Origin of the sequence: Blautia sp. 210820-DFI.6.14 (assembly GCF_020558815.1) — a bacterium.
GTDB classification, from domain to species: domain Bacteria; phylum Bacillota; class Clostridia; order Lachnospirales; family Lachnospiraceae; genus Blautia_A; species Blautia_A obeum.
The window spans coordinates 23132-37963 of sequence record NZ_JAJCKS010000031.1 but is presented as its reverse complement, the minus strand read 5'-3'; the positions used below and the strand labels follow the sequence as shown (position 1 = coordinate 37963).

The 14832-nt window shown below is 45.4% G+C and carries 12 protein-coding genes; 11 read left to right on the top strand and 1 reads right to left on the bottom strand.

Features of this window, described 5'->3' with window-relative positions; translation table 11 throughout:
- The first annotated feature begins 455 nt into the window (after nucleotides 1–455).
- From LI112_RS15780 to LI112_RS15770, 3 genes are all read left to right on the top strand, one after another.
- Nucleotides 456–1085: a cyclodeaminase/cyclohydrolase family protein gene (locus LI112_RS15780; RefSeq protein ID WP_022389287.1), complete on the top strand. Its 630-nt coding sequence runs from the start codon at nucleotides 456–458 to the stop codon at nucleotides 1083–1085.
- An 82-nt stretch (nucleotides 1086–1167) separates the two neighbouring features.
- Nucleotides 1168–2022 carry a bifunctional 5,10-methylenetetrahydrofolate dehydrogenase/5,10-methenyltetrahydrofolate cyclohydrolase gene (locus LI112_RS15775; protein WP_005423502.1) on the top strand — a complete coding sequence of 285 codons (855 nt, stop codon included), beginning with the start codon at nucleotides 1168–1170 and terminating at the stop codon, nucleotides 2020–2022.
- Entirely contained in the window at nucleotides 2019–2828 is an 810-nt protein-coding gene (locus tag LI112_RS15770; protein ID WP_055055585.1) for a glucosaminidase domain-containing protein, read from the top strand. Before LI112_RS15775 ends, LI112_RS15770 begins: the two co-directional genes overlap by 4 nt.
- Before the next feature lie 38 nt (nucleotides 2829–2866).
- Here LI112_RS15770 and LI112_RS15765 read toward each other — a convergent pair whose 3' ends face one another.
- Nucleotides 2867–4372, bottom strand: coding sequence for a 4Fe-4S dicluster domain-containing protein (locus tag LI112_RS15765; protein WP_227191059.1), 1506 nt, complete (start codon nucleotides 4370–4372; stop codon nucleotides 2867–2869).
- Between the two features lie 433 nt (nucleotides 4373–4805).
- Here LI112_RS15765 and LI112_RS15760 point away from each other — a divergent pair, with 433 nt between their 5' ends.
- The 8 genes from LI112_RS15760 to LI112_RS15725 all read left to right on the top strand — a co-directional run bounded on the left by LI112_RS15760 (nucleotide 4806) and on the right by LI112_RS15725 (nucleotide 14819).
- On the top strand, nucleotides 4806–5285 hold the full coding sequence (locus tag LI112_RS15760; RefSeq protein ID WP_005423493.1) for an NAD(P)H-dependent oxidoreductase subunit E: 480 nt from the start codon (nucleotides 4806–4808) through the stop codon (nucleotides 5283–5285).
- Nucleotides 5282–7153: an NADH-quinone oxidoreductase subunit NuoF gene (locus LI112_RS15755; RefSeq protein ID WP_005423491.1), complete on the top strand. Its 1872-nt coding sequence runs from the start codon at nucleotides 5282–5284 to the stop codon at nucleotides 7151–7153. Before LI112_RS15760 ends, LI112_RS15755 begins: the two co-directional genes overlap by 4 nt.
- A 15-nt stretch (nucleotides 7154–7168) precedes the next feature.
- A complete protein-coding gene (locus LI112_RS15750; RefSeq protein WP_129795859.1) occupies nucleotides 7169–8857 on the top strand; it encodes a [FeFe] hydrogenase, group A in 1689 nt (562 codons plus the stop codon).
- A gap of 396 nt (nucleotides 8858–9253) precedes the next feature.
- Nucleotides 9254–10096 carry a fumarate hydratase gene (locus LI112_RS15745; RefSeq protein WP_227191057.1) on the top strand — a complete coding sequence of 281 codons (843 nt, stop codon included), beginning with the start codon at nucleotides 9254–9256 and terminating at the stop codon, nucleotides 10094–10096.
- Between the two features lies 1 nt (nucleotide 10097).
- On the top strand, nucleotides 10098–10664 hold the full coding sequence (locus LI112_RS15740; RefSeq protein ID WP_227191055.1) for a Fe-S-containing hydro-lyase: 567 nt from the start codon (nucleotides 10098–10100) through the stop codon (nucleotides 10662–10664).
- 72 nt (nucleotides 10665–10736) lie between these two features.
- On the top strand, nucleotides 10737–12206 hold the full coding sequence (gene spoIVA, locus LI112_RS15735) for a stage IV sporulation protein A (RefSeq protein ID WP_227191053.1): 1470 nt from the start codon (nucleotides 10737–10739) through the stop codon (nucleotides 12204–12206).
- A gap of 187 nt (nucleotides 12207–12393) precedes the next feature.
- Entirely contained in the window at nucleotides 12394–14493 is a 2100-nt protein-coding gene (locus LI112_RS15730; protein WP_227191051.1) for a nucleoside-diphosphate sugar epimerase/dehydratase, read from the top strand.
- Nucleotides 14494–14579: 86 nt separating this feature from the next.
- A complete protein-coding gene (locus tag LI112_RS15725; RefSeq protein ID WP_227191050.1) occupies nucleotides 14580–14819 on the top strand; it encodes a hypothetical protein in 240 nt (79 codons plus the stop codon).
- Nucleotides 14820–14832: the final 13 nt, after the last annotated feature.

Genomic DNA, 14832 nt, shown 5'->3' with positions numbered 1-14832 from the left:
AGTCTCATATCTAAAAGTATAAATTTTGCTTTATAAAGCAGGGTAAATATTTTTTTGAAAAAAAGAAACCCTGAGGGGGACCATCTCGCAGTTGCGAAGGCCGAAGGTCCCCCTCAGACTCCCCCTGCTTGGCCACGCTGAAAAACATGTCGGTTAGGAGAAGTGAGTATCCTATCGGCTATGTTTAAAAGTTTGTTGTAGCAGGAGTCAGGGAGTATGTGGTGTTGGTATCGACAGGTAACGTTGACTGCCAATGCAGTATATTTCCTGATTGCGTGGCCCGGTGGGGTGCGCGAGGGGAGAGCGGCCTTCGCAACTTTGAGCGACTCCCCTCGCAGGTTTCTCATATTTCCAAATATGAAACAGATCTTAGGATTGATCCTAAAAATATTATTATAAAAAAAGAAAAATAAAAAAATCCTTTTATTGGATCACTTTTTTCAGGAGGAGAAAAAATGGGATTCTCAACAAGTACATGTACAGAATTCGTAGAAGTCCTCGCTTCAAAAGCCCCGGTACCGGGTGGCGGCGGAGCTTCTGCACTGGTTGGTGCAGTCGGAACTGCACTTGGCAACATGGTAGGCAGCCTTACGGTAGGCAAAAAGAAATATGCAGATGTAGAAGATGAAATGTGGGAGCTGAAAGCAAAATGCGACCAGCTTCAGAAAGATTTTCTGCGTCTGATCGAAAGAGATGCAGAAGTTTTTGAACCACTTTCCAAAGCATATGGCATGCCAAGAGAAACAGAGGAAGAAAAAGCAGAAAAAGCACGTGTTATGGAAATCGTTCTGAAAGATGCATGCTCTGTTCCGATGGAAATCATGGAAAAATGCTGTGAAGCAATTGATCTGATCGTAGAGTTTGCTGCCAAAGGATCCAAACTGGCGATCAGCGATGCCGGTGTTGGGGCAGCTTTCTGCAAAGCAGCATTACAGGGTGCAAGCCTGAACGTATACATCAATACGAAATCTATGGCAAACAGAGAATATGCTGAAGAACTCAACAAAAAAGCAGATGCAATGCTTGAAAAATACACAAAGATTGCAGATGAAACATTCGAAAGCGTTCTCGGACGCCTTAAATAAGAATACGGATTGCGATAAGCGTGTATTGCAGAGTAATTCACATTTGTGAAGCAACAAATAATGAGCGGAGGAAATAGTTAAAATGGCAAAGCAGTTATTAGGTAAAGAAGTAACAGCAGCACTGAATGAAAGAATCAAAGCCAATGTAGCTGAGTTACAGGGAAAAGGTGTTAACCCGACTCTGTGCATCATTCGTGTAGGCGAAAATCCAAGTGATATTTCTTACGAAAAAGGTGCAACAAAACGTTGCGAAACACTTGGGGTAGCATGTGAAAAAATCCTTCTTCCAGGAGATGTATCACAGGAAGAACTTCTTGCAACAATTGACAAAGTAAATAAAGATGACCATATTCATGGCGTTCTTCTGTTCCGTCCGCTGCCGAAACATCTGGATCAGGCAGTGATCGAAAATGCACTTGCAGCAGAAAAAGACGTTGACTGTATGACAGACCTTTCCATGTCTGGCGTTTATACAGGAAAGAAAATCGGTTTCCCGCCATGTACACCGCAGGCATGCATGGAAATCCTGGATCATTACGGAATCGACTGCACAGGTAAAAAAGCCGTTGTTATCGGAAGAAGCCTTGTAGTTGGTAAACCGGCAGCAATGATGCTGGTTAAGAAAAACGCAACAGTAACTATCTGCCATACAAAAACAGTAGATATGCCATCTGTAGCAAAAGAAGCTGATATCGTGATCGTAGCAGCAGGACGCGCAGGTGTTGTAGGTGCTGAATATGTCAGAGAAGGACAGACGATCATCGATGTAGGAATCAACGTAAATGCAGAAGGCAAACTTTGCGGCGATGTTGACTATGCAGCAGTTGAGCCGATCGTTGATGCGATCACTCCGGTACCGGGCGGTGTTGGAAGCGTTACAACATCTGTTCTGGTAGGACATGTAGTAGAAGCAGCAATGAGAAAGGTTAATGGATGATCAGAAACAAAAAAGCGATGCTCTTTTGTTCTCAGATAATACTGACGGGTGCCCTTATAACTGGGGCACCTTGTCTGGCATCTGGGGCAGAGATTGAGGTGGCCGAAGAGGATGGAACATCCGGGAGTGTTTTCGGAAGTTCAGCCACTACAGCAGACAGTGAGGAAGTCGATCATTCCGGTGAGGGACAGATTCACAAGCCGTCCAGTCTGGAGGTACCGGATTTTACTTCTGATCCGGATTTTGTAGATGATTCTACAGATAACACTTATGGATATTATACGATCATGGGAGATACGACCGTTTCTCTTGCACAGATGACTTCGCAGTATGAAGAACATGGAGCAGAATATCCTTCAGCTTCATTAAAAGATGGTGGCGCAGCGACCATAGATGATTTTTGTACGATCATCCTGGAAGAAGCGAATGCAGAAGGCGTCCGTGGAGAAGTCGTTTTTGAACAGGCGATGCTGGAGACCGGATGGCTGCAGTACGGTGGTGATTCCGGAATATCTCAATATAATTTCGCTGGCATTGGAACGACCGGCGGGGGCGTTGCCGGAGTATCTTACCCGGATGTGCGGACCGGGATCCGCGCACAGGTACAGCATCTCAAAGCTTATGCATGCGAAGATGCACTGAATCAGGACCTTGTGGATACTCGATTTGACATGGTGACCAGAGGGAGTGCTCCATATGTAGAATGGCTGGGGCAGCAGGAGAACCCGAACGGGGGAGGCTGGGCCGCCGGATCTAACTATGGAGAAAAACTCAGAAAATTGCTCAGTGATCTGAAAGCGGAGTGAGCAACGAAAAAGAGTGAGGCACATGGCCCCACTCTTTTTCACTTCAGTTCAATATCTACAAGTTCCTTTGGCGGAAGCTTCTTCGTACATCCGGCCAGGAACTTCTTCAGTTCTTTGGATGATTTGGCAACTGGTACATTTGTTCCGGCACCACCCATACATCCGCCCGGACAGGCCATACCTTCGATCATACAGCCCTTGAGTTTGCCTGCTTTGGCAAGCGCGAGGACTTTTTTACATTCAGCAAGACTCTCTGCATGTTCGATATGAACCGGTACATCCGGATAATATTCCTTCAGGCAGGCTTCAATCGCACCTGCAACACCACCTGCAACAGCATAACCACGTCCTGCAGCAGTCGCATCATGAAGAGAACCATCCTCTTCGAAAGAAGCAGGATCGATTTCGCGTGCATCAAACATGGCATCCAGTTCCTCGAATGTAAGGACAAAATCAACATCACTGCGGACGGTGCGGCGCATAGCTTCCAGCTTTTTGGATGCACATGGACCAACAAATACAACCTTTGCACCTGGCTGCTCCTGTTTTACCTTGCGGGCAGTGGCAACCATCGGTGTCAGTTCTTGAGAAATATTGTCGATCATGGTCGGGAAGAATTTCTTTGCCATCATGGACCAGGAAGGACAGCAGGAAGTCAGGAGAAATGGAAGCTCTCCGGTGGCAACCTTTTCGGCATAATGATGCGCCTCTGCAATTGCTCCGACATCAGCACCGAATGCAACCTCATGGACATCAGAAAAACCAAGAACCTGCAGAGCTGTCTTGAATTTACCCGGAGTAACATCATCCCCAAACTGGCTGATGTAAGCCGGGGCTACGATTGCAATGATCCTGTCGCCATCGCGGAGCGCATGAGCCAGCTGGAAAATCTGAGACTTATCAGAAATCGCACCGAATGGACAGCTTACCATACACATACCGCAGGAAACACATTTGTCTTCCAGGATGCTGGCGCGGCCCTGTTCATCGCTTCCGATCGCTTTGACACCGCATGCCTGTTCGCATGGACGGACATTGTGTGAGATTGCATCGTAAGGACAGGCAGCTTTACATTTCCCACATTTGATACATTTTTCCTGGTCGATAAAGGATTTACCGTCTTTCATAGAAATCGCACCTTTTGGACAGGCCTGCATACACGGGTGAGCAACACATCCGCGGCACATGTTGCTGACAATGTATTTATTAGGAGGACAGGCGGCACATGCAGAAGGGATAACCTGCATGAGCGGCGGCTCATAGTATTTTTCGTTGATGTTGCTGGCTGCCAGACCGTCGGTCAGATGGACAGCTTTGTTTTCCGGGCGAAGAGAGAGGCCCATTGCAAGACGAACCCGCTCGCTGGCAACGGCACGTTCTCTGTAAATACTTTCACGGTATTTGGCTTTTTCCTCTACGATATTATAAGGAATAGCTTCAATATCATGAATCAGGGTTTCGTCAGTGGATTCAAATCCGGCTTTGGCTACTTCGACATAAACCTTGTGGCGGATTGCTCTGACAGGTGTGTCATAATTTCGCATATGTATATCTCCTTCTATCGTATTGCAGTTATTCAGCTGACAGTATTACATGGAAAAACAGAATGAACTGCCATAAACCGGATAACTGAAAAAATATTTTCATCTACCTGACATTATAATATAGGAAAGAAATTCTAAAATCAACTAAGATCATGTATTTTTGCAGGCACAAAACAAACGGATGCACAGAAGATTATATGACAATAAAACGAAGGAGAACTAAAAACAAGATTGATAAAAAATTATGCAACATGTTAAAAAAATCACGAAATAGTTGCGAAAAAATAAAAAAATTAAATAAATTAATTCAAATTTTCGATATTTTTCTTGTTAAAAATATATATTTAATGTATAATCAAATATAGCAAAGCTGTGTAAAATAGACAAAACAATAAGCACAGGAGAATTTATTTTTAAACAAGGAGGGAATTGAATGTTAGATCAGTCTTATTACGCGAAGACAGATGAGATCATCGAGCATTACGGACCGAAACCTGCATCATTGATCCCAATCATGCAGGATATCCAGGCGGAGTACCGTTATCTTCCTGGAGAGCTTCTGACGTATGTTGCATCCAAGATTGGAGTTACAGAAGCAAAGGCTTACAGTGTAGCCACTTTCTATGAGAACTTTTCTTTTGAGCCAAAAGGAAAATACGTCATCAAAGTCTGTGATGGAACAGCCTGTCATGTGCGTAAATCCATGCCGGTCAAAGAAGCTCTTATGAAGGAACTTGGACTCAGTAACAAGAAGCATACAACGGATGATATGCTCTTTACGGTAGAAACTGTATCCTGCCTTGGTGCATGCGGATTGGCGCCAACACTTACAGTAAACGACGAAGTACATCCGAAAATGACACCAGAAAAGGCAATCGATCTGTTAAATGAATTGAGAGGTGAGACGGTATGAGTATTGTGAGTAAAGAAGATCTGCTCAATAAGCAGGCTGAAGCAAAAAATACCCTGGAATCTTTTACCTGTCGTGTGCTTGTCTGTTCCGGTACCGGATGTATCGCTTCCGGCGCACAGAAGATTTATGACGAGATGGCGAAACTGTGCGAGAATCTTGACTGGGTAAGCGTGGAAATGCAGAAAGATGTTCCGCATGTCGGTGTTGTTAAGACAGGATGTCAGGGCCTTTGTGAATTAGGACCTCTGATGAAGATTGAACCTTATGATTATCAGTATGTTCATGTACAGGTAGAAGACTGTAAAGAGATCGTAGAGCGTACTGTTATGGAAGGAGAGCCGGTAAGCAGACTGTTTTATCGTGATCATGATACCGCCTGTCCACATCCTTCTGACATTCCTTTCCTGAATCAGCAGACAAGAATCGTTCTTGAGAACTGTGGTAATATTAATGCAGAATCCATTGATGAATATATTGCTGTTGGCGGTTTTCAGGCTATGGCAAAAGCTTTCTTCGATATGTCCCCACAGGATGTTATCGATGAAGTAACAAAATCCGGACTTCGCGGACGAGGCGGAGCTGGTTTCCCGGCTGGTAAAAAATGGTCTCAGGTTGCTCGTCAGAAAGAAAAAGTTCGTTATGTAGTATGTAATGGTGATGAAGGTGACCCGGGTGCATTCATGGATGGTTCCGTAATGGAAGGTGATCCATATAAGATGATCGAAGGTATGACCATTGCCGCATACGCAGTTGGCGCAGAGAACGGATACATTTATGTTCGTGCAGAATATCCGCTTTCCGTTAAACGTCTCCGTATGGCTATCGAACAGGCTGAAGCTTATGGACTGCTTGGTGACAATATCCTTGGTTCCGGTGTGAATTTCCATTTACATATCAATCGTGGTGCAGGTGCCTTTGTTTGTGGTGAAGGTTCTGCCCTCACTGCATCCATCGAAGGTAAGCGAGGCATGCCGCGTGTCAAACCACCGCGTACAGTAGAAAAAGGTCTCTGGGAGAAACCTACCGTTCTGAATAACGTAGAAACATATGCAAACGTTCCGAAGATCATTCTTCAGGGTGCTGACTGGTTCCGTACCATTGGAACAGAAGGAAGCCCGGGAACCAAGACCTTTTCCCTGACCGGTGCAATCGAAAACACAGGTCTGATCGAAGTACCAATGGGTACCAGTCTTCGTCATATCATTTATGATATCGGTGGTGGCCTGAAGAGCGGAGCTGCTTTCAAAGGTGTACAGATCGGTGGACCATCCGGTGGATGTCTGATCGAAGATCAGATCGACCGTCCGCTTGACTTTGACTCCGTTAAATCACTCGACGCGATCATGGGTTCCGGCGGTCTGGTAGTTATGGATGAAAATACCTGTATGGTTGAGGTTGCCAGATTCTTTATGAACTTTACACAGCGTGAGAGCTGTGGTAAATGCGTTCCGTGTCGTGAAGGAACAAAGCGTATGCTGGAGATTCTCGAGAGAATTGTAGATGGTAAAGGTGAAATGTCAGACCTTGATGAACTGGAAGAGCTTGCTACTATGGTACAGAGCATGGCTCTCTGCGGACTTGGTAAGAGTGCACCGCTTCCGGTTATCAGTACTCTGAAACGCTTCCGTGATGAATACGAGGAACATATTAAGGATAAGAAATGCCGTGCAAAAGTCTGTACAGCACTTCGTAAATTCCACATTAATCCGGAATTCTGTATTGGCTGCGGTAAGTGCGCGAAGAACTGCCCGGCAGGTGCAATCAGCGGAAAGATCAAATCTCCGTATCACATCAACAATGACGTATGTATCAAATGCGGTTCCTGTAAAGATAACTGTAACTTTGATGCGGTTTATGTGGAAGCATAGGAAGGAGGCTGAATTATGGGTACAATGACAATTGACGGTAGAAAAGTTGAATTTACCGATGAAAAAAACGTCCTGACCGTTATCCGTAACGCAGGCATTGATATTCCGACACTGTGCTATCATTCAGAGCTCTCTACATTTGGAGCATGCCGTTTATGTACAGTAGAGGACGACAGAGGCAAAACCTTTGCTTCCTGTTCAGAAGTACCGCGCGATGGTATGGTTATTCATACTAACACAAATAAATTAAGAAACTATCGTAAACTGATCGTGGAACTGCTCCTTGCAGCACACTGCCGTGACTGTACAACCTGTATCAAGAGTGGTGAGTGTGTCCTTCAGGAACTGGCACATCGTCTCGGCGTAAGAACCGTACGTTTCCAGAACACAAGAGAGCAGCATGAGCTGGATTTCAGTTCTCCGTCTATCGTTCGCGATCCGAATAAATGTATCCTCTGCGGAAACTGTGTACGTGCCTGCGAGGAAATTCAGGGAATCGGCGCACTTGGATTTGCATTCCGTGGAACAGAAGCAATGGTTATGCCTGCATTCAATAAAAAGATTGCAGAGACACAGTGCGTAAACTGTGGACAGTGTCGTGCATTCTGTCCGACAGGAGCTATATCTATCCACACGAATACAGACAAAGTCTTTAAGGCACTTGCAGATCCGGATATCCGTGTAGTTGCGCAGATTGCACCTGCAGTACGTGTTGCAGTGGGCGATCATTACGGACTCCAGAAGGGCCGCAGTGTAATGGGCAAGATCGTCAATGCGCTTCATCGCATGGGATTTGATGAAGTTTATGATACCACATTCAGTGCTGACCTTACGATTATGGAAGAAAGTGCAGAATTCCTTAACCGTATTGAAAAAGGTGAGAAACTTCCGCTCCTGACATCCTGCTGTCCGGCATGGGTGAAATTTATTACAGATCAGTATAAGGATTATATTCCGAATATTTCTACCTGCAGATCCCCACAGGGAATGCTTTCTGCTGTTATTAAGGAATACTTCCGTGATCCGGAACATGCTCAGGGAAAGAAGACTGTAATGGTTTCCATTATGCCATGTACGGCTAAGAAGGCAGAAGCCGTTCGTCCGAACAGCTATACACATGGTGAGAAAGATACCGATATCGTTATCACAACCACAGAGCTTCTTCGTATGATCGACAACTTTGGCCTTGACTTTGCAGGACTTGAGCCAGAAGCATGTGATATGCCGTTTGGATTCGGTTCCGGTGGTGGAGTTATCTTTGGTGTTACCGGTGGTGTTACAGAGGCAGTTCTTCGTCGTCTGACTCCGGATCACAGTAAAGAAACAATGAGAGAAATCTCCGAGTGTGGTGTACGTGGAGACGAGGGAATCAAGGAATTCTCTGTACCATACAAAGGAATGGAAATCAAGATCTGCGTAGCCAGCGGACTTGCCAATGCAAGAATCGTTATGGATCGTGTAAAGAACGGCGAAGCAGAGTATCATCTGATCGAAGTTATGGCATGTCGTCGTGGCTGTATCATGGGTGGTGGCCAGCCGACAAGATCCGGTGACAGAACAAAAGCTGCCAGAGCCAAAGGTCTGTACAATGCGGATAATACAACGATTATTAAGAAATCCGATGAGAACCCGATGGTACTCGAACTTTACCAGGGACTTCTCAAAGGCAAGGAGCATGAACTGCTTCATAATGAGTTTTATTGATTTTTAACTTGAGGGTATGATGAGAGAGTAAGATAGAAATATGATGCCGGGGCACTACAACTTTGAGTAACAGTAACCCACTTGCGTTTCCGAAATTCTTTCGTTCGCCTATGGATAACTGCTTTTGCAAACTCGCTTCGCTCAAACAGAGCACAGCAGTTATCGCTAGAACGAAAAAATTTCTGGAAGCCTCGTGAGGTTACTGTACTCAAAAATTGTAGTGCCACGGCTGTTTTTTTATATATAGCTCTTTCAATCATACCCTCAAGATTAATATGATTAAGTTCATTATGCCGCATTTCATTAGGAGCTCCGGGTAGTAAACTCTCCCTTGCACAATAATTCCCGATACGATACAATAAAATATAAAGAAAAAATATAAAGAGGTGCAAGGATATGCGTGAAATACAAGCATCAGTGATCACGGACACCATCGAACGGCTTTGTATCGAAGCCAATCAGGTGCTTCCGGACGACATCAAGAAATCTATCCAAGCCTGTCGTGCGAGCGAGGATGGCGAGATTGCCTGTGGAATTCTGGATAATATCATCGAAAACTACCAGATTGCAGAGAATGAACAGGTGCCGATCTGTCAGGATACCGGAATGGCATGTGTGTTTCTGGAAATCGGACAGGACGTACATATTGCAGGCGGAGACCTCACCGAAGCAGTTAATGAAGGCGTCCGCAGAGGATACACCAACGGCTACCTCCGCAAATCCGTAGTGAAGGATCCGGTCCGCAGAGGAAATACCGGAGACAACACTCCGGCGATGCTTTATACAGAAATCGTACCAGGCGAAAACATCAAGATCACAGTTGGCCCCAAAGGCTTCGGAAGCGAAAACATGAGTGCTATCCGTATGTTTAAGCCGTCTGCCGGCATCGAAGGAATCAAGGATTTTATCCTTGAAACAGTCGAAACAGCCGGACCGAACCCATGTCCACCGATGGTTGTTGGCGTTGGAATCGGAGGAACTTTTGATAAAGCTGCCCTCCTTGCTAAGAAAGCCCTGATGCGCCCGGTAGATTCCGAGAACGAAGATCCATATTATGCAGACCTCGAGAAAGAAATGCTCGAGAAGATCAACCAGCTTGGAATCGGTCCACAGGGATTTGGCGGAAAGACGACTGCAATCGGTCTGAATATTGAGACCATGCCGACACATATTGCAGGTATGCCGTGTGCGATCAACATCAGCTGCCACGTAACAAGACATAAAACGGAGGTGATCTAAGATGGAACGTCATATTACATTACCACTTACCGAAGAACTTGCGAAGACACTCCATGCAGGTGACACCGTTTACCTGACAGGAACGATCTATACCTCCCGTGATGCCGGTCACAAGAGAATGTGCGAAGCACTTGCCAGAGGAGAAGAACTTCCGTTTGATCCAAAGGATGCCACAATCTATTATGTAGGCCCGACCCCTGCAAAACCGGGTCAGGTCATCGGTTCCGCAGGCCCAACTACCAGCGGCCGTATGGATGCTTATGCACCAACCATGATGTCCGTAGGAGCCCGTGGCATGATCGGAAAAGGCGCCCGTCTTTCGGAAGTCGTAGAGGCTATGAAGAAATACAGTGGCGTTTATTTCGGAGCGATCGGCGGGGCAGGAGCACTTCTTGCGAAATGCATCAAGAAAGCAGAACTTGTTGCCTACGAAGACCTTCAGTCCGAAGCACTCCGCAGACTTTATGTAGAAGAGATGCCGCTGGTGGTCATCATTGACTGTGAAGGTAATAACCTCTATGAGCAGGGAAGAGAGGCCTACCTCAAAGAGCATAATAAAAAATCATAACAGAACCCCCTTATGCATATAAATATAACAATACATGGGATTGTGTGAATATATGCAAGGGGGCTTTTTTATATGGAAAATTTTCAGGTTTACCGGGATATTCAGGCACGTACCGGCGGTGACATATACATAGGCGTTGTTGGCCCAGTCCGTACAGGAAAATCTACATTTATCCGGAGATTTATGGAGCTGGTGGCACTGCCGGATATGGAACCGGCAAAACAGGCGGAAGTGCGTGATCAGCTCCCTTTAAGCGGTTCTGGGAAGCTCATCACTACCGTAGAACCCAAATTCATCCCAAAAGAAGCAGTGAATGTAAACCTTGGGGATGATCAGAAAGTACGGATCCGTCTGATTGACTGCGTAGGATTTCTCGTAAAAGATGCGAGCGGCCACATTGAAGACGGAAGAGAACGCATGGTAAAAACTCCATGGTTTGAAAAAGCGATTCCTTTTCATGAAGCAGCAGAGACTGGCACACGCAAAGTCATTCAGGAACATGCAACGATCGGACTGGTGGTTACGACAGATGGAAGCTTCGGCGAACTTCCAAGAGAAAATTTCACTGATGCAGAGGCACTGACTATAAACCTTCTGAAAAAACAGGGCAAACCATTTCTGATTCTTGTAAACTCCCAGATGCCATATAAAGAAGAAACGCAGGAACTTGTCAGAAATCTGCAGAATAAATATGGTGTGACGACCATGGCAGCCAACTGCGAACAGCTGCGAAAAGAAGATGTCACCAGAATCCTTTCCAATATACTGTATGAATTTCCGGTAAGTGAGATTCAGTTCTTTGTACCAAAATGGGTGGAAATGCTGCCGAATGATCATGAGCTGAAATTGAAGTTGCTGGAGCAGATACGCGAACAGATGAAAAAATTACTTCATATTAAAAATATAACCCGGGAATCTATTCAGCTGACAGCTCCTTTTGTGCAGGATGTCCTGTTGGAGGAGGTCAGTCTGTCCAGTGGAAAAGTGCGTATACGAATTCAGATCAGGGACGAATATTATTATCGTATGTTAAGTGAAATGAGCGGTATCCAGATGGAAACAGAATATGATCTGATCCATACGATGAAAGAACTCGCGGCAATGAAAGAACAATATGTCAAGGTGCAGGCGGCACTGGAGTCCGTGAGAGAAAGCGGTTATGGCGTGGTGGTGCCGGAACTTGACGAAATCCAGATTGAAGAACCGTCTGTCATACGGCAGGGCAGCAAGTACGGTGTCCGGATAAAATCCAAGAGCCCTTCTATCCACATGATCAAAGCTAACATAGAAACAGAAATCGCTCCGATCGTGGGAACCGAGCAGCAGGCAAAGGATCTGATCCAGTATATCGGTGAAAGCGGGCAGCGTGGCGAAAGCATCTGGGAAACCAATATCTTTGGAAAGTCCATAGAACAGCTGGTGCAGGACGGCATCCGAAGCAAGTTGACTTCCATTGGAGAAGAGAGCCAGTCCAAACTGCAGGATACCATGCAGAAAATCGTCAACGACAGCAAAGGCGGCATGGTGTGTATTATTATATAAAAACTAGGAAGGTCAGGAACCGGCATGGAGTTCCTGATCTTCTTTGGTTTTTGGCATAAAAACTCCGTGATTTTTCGAGAAATTTTCGCATCGGGGGGGGGGGGGGTAAAACCAGATTCCAATGGGTTTACAGAAATATATTTATGTGATAGAATGCAGATGTTTATAAAATAGACGGGGGAAGAAAATGAGCAACAGCGTAAGAAAAAGAAAATCAATCGAACATTGGAAAATTATCGCATTTTATCTGATCATCTACGACATTGTCGCAATCAACTTTTCGTATTTTTTTGGCCTTTTGCTGAGATTTGATCTGGCCTATTCCAGTATACCAGAAAATTATTTAAGTGCATTCCTAAGGTTTGCACCTTTTTATACAGCGTTTTCACTGATCGTGTTTTATGTGGCACATATGTATAACAGCGTATGGCGCTTCGCCAGCTTTACCGAGTTGAACCGCATTTTTGTGGCAACGGTGGTCACAACAGTATTTCAGGTAGTCGGGATCACGACATTTTGTGAGCGAATGCCTGGTTCCTATTATATCGTAGGATGCATTTCACAGTTTATCCTGACCGTGGCAGTCCGCTTTATGTATCGTTATATCACACTGGAGCGTGCCAAACGCGAAAAGGATGCGATGGCAACACACAGAACTATGATCATTGGTGCCGGTGCAGCCGGGCAGATGATCCTGAGGGAGCTGAAAACATCCGTCAAGGCAACTGCTAAGCCATGCTGTGTGATCGATGACAACCCGAACAAATGGGGACGTCTGACAGAAGGAGTTCCTATCGTCGGCGGACGTGACAGCATCATGGCAAACGTCGAGAAATACAACATTGACCAGATCCTTTTTGCAATCCCTACCGCACGGGTGGAGGACAGAAGAGATATCCTCAATATCTGTAAGGAAACAAAATGTGAACTCAAGACTTTGCCGGGAGTATTCCAGCTGGCAAACGGACAGGTTTCCTTAAGCAAGATGAAAGCAGTAGCAGTCGAAGATCTGCTTGGAAGAGATCCGATCAAAGTAAACATGGAAGAGATCTTCCAGTACATTAAAGGAAAAACAATCCTTGTTACCGGCGGCGGTGGCTCTATTGGAAGTGAGCTTTGCCGGCAGATCGCAGGTCATGAACCGAAACAGCTGATCATTTTTGATATCTATGAGAATAATGCATACGATATCGAACAGGAACTGAGACGTAAGTACAAAAACCTCAACCTTGTTGTTTTGATCGGATCTGTCAGAGACAGCCGAAGAATCAATATGGTGTTCGAGAAATACAAGCCGGAAATCGTATATCATGCAGCAGCACACAAACATGTGCCGCTTATGGAGACAAGCCCGAACGAGTCCATCAAGAACAATGTGATCGGTACATACAAAACAGCGTATGCGGCACTGAAGCACGGTGCATCAAGATTTATCCTGATCAGTACGGATAAGGCAGTAAATCCGACCAACATCATGGGCGCAAGCAAACGTCTCTGCGAAATGGTCATCCAGAGTATGGATGCAGTCAGCAAGGCAGGCAGAATGGATGTCCTTCCACTTCTTCATGCACACATGGATAAATACTTCGAGGATCAGATTCCGGGAGACAGGACGACGGCAGCCATGAAGAGCCGGCCGGAAGAGCGTTCCAGCGTACATATCGAGAGCGTCAAGAACAAAGACCGACAGGGAACACAGTTTGTGGCAGTTCGATTCGGAAATGTTCTTGGAAGTAACGGATCAGTTATTCCACTCTTTAAGAAACAGATCGAAGCGGGCGGCCCGGTGACAGTTACACATCCGGATATCGTGAGATACTTCATGACGATCCCGGAGGCAGTCAGCCTGGTACTTCAGGCAGGAACCTATGCCTGGGGCGGTGAGATCTTCGTTCTGGATATGGGTGAACCGGTCAAGATCGACAGTCTTGCGAGAAACCTGATCAAACTTTCCGGATATGAACCGGATGTGGAAATTCCAATCGTTTATTCAGGATTACGTCCTGGTGAGAAGCTTTACGAAGAGAAGCTGATGGCAGAAGAGGGAATGAAGAAAACCGACAATGATCTGATCCATATCGGCAAACCAATTCCGTTTGATATCAGTAAATTCCTCGGACAGCTGACCGAACTGGCACAGGCAAGTTACGAAAACAGTCCTCACATCGTTGAGATGGTAGAAGAAATCGTACCGACTTTCCATCCGGTAGGGAATAAGCCGACCGGCAATGAAAATATGTCTGTGGAAGAATTCCAGAGAGAAATTCACGAAACAGAACACAGGTAAATAATATGCAGCAAATTTAAGATCTGAAATCATTCAGATTTTAAATTTGTTACATATTAGATAAGTTATAAATATAAGGATTAAATATGAAAAAGAGATTTTTCTTCGACAGAAAAGAGAAAAATTTACAGATAGATTCTGAAGAGAATTCGTTCGAGAGATGCGTGCTATGTGGTGCCGTTACTGATGTACCAGTGCAGATGCCGGTCAGTGAACGGAAATGTTACATTCCGGGAGCCGGACAGCTGTGCAGAGACTGCTGCAGGGAACTGTATGGCAGCGATGATCTCGGGGCTACAGCAGAATCCGAAATCTGTAAAATATAGAAAGATTTTTGTA

Coding starts and splice junctions, on each gene's coding strand:
- LI112_RS15780 (WP_022389287.1), top strand. CDS start 456: ATGGGATTCTCAACAAGTACATGTACAGAATTCGTAGAAGTCCTCGCT.
- LI112_RS15775 (WP_005423502.1), top strand. CDS start 1,168: ATGGCAAAGCAGTTATTAGGTAAAGAAGTAACAGCAGCACTGAATGAA.
- LI112_RS15770 (WP_055055585.1), top strand. CDS start 2,019: ATGATCAGAAACAAAAAAGCGATGCTCTTTTGTTCTCAGATAATACTG.
- LI112_RS15765 (WP_227191059.1), bottom strand. CDS start 4,372: ATGCGAAATTATGACACACCTGTCAGAGCAATCCGCCACAAGGTTTAT.
- LI112_RS15760 (WP_005423493.1), top strand. CDS start 4,806: ATGTTAGATCAGTCTTATTACGCGAAGACAGATGAGATCATCGAGCAT.
- LI112_RS15755 (WP_005423491.1), top strand. CDS start 5,282: ATGAGTATTGTGAGTAAAGAAGATCTGCTCAATAAGCAGGCTGAAGCA.
- LI112_RS15750 (WP_129795859.1), top strand. CDS start 7,169: ATGGGTACAATGACAATTGACGGTAGAAAAGTTGAATTTACCGATGAA.
- LI112_RS15745 (WP_227191057.1), top strand. CDS start 9,254: ATGCGTGAAATACAAGCATCAGTGATCACGGACACCATCGAACGGCTT.
- LI112_RS15740 (WP_227191055.1), top strand. CDS start 10,098: ATGGAACGTCATATTACATTACCACTTACCGAAGAACTTGCGAAGACA.
- spoIVA (WP_227191053.1), top strand. CDS start 10,737: ATGGAAAATTTTCAGGTTTACCGGGATATTCAGGCACGTACCGGCGGT.
- LI112_RS15730 (WP_227191051.1), top strand. CDS start 12,394: ATGAGCAACAGCGTAAGAAAAAGAAAATCAATCGAACATTGGAAAATT.
- LI112_RS15725 (WP_227191050.1), top strand. CDS start 14,580: ATGAAAAAGAGATTTTTCTTCGACAGAAAAGAGAAAAATTTACAGATA.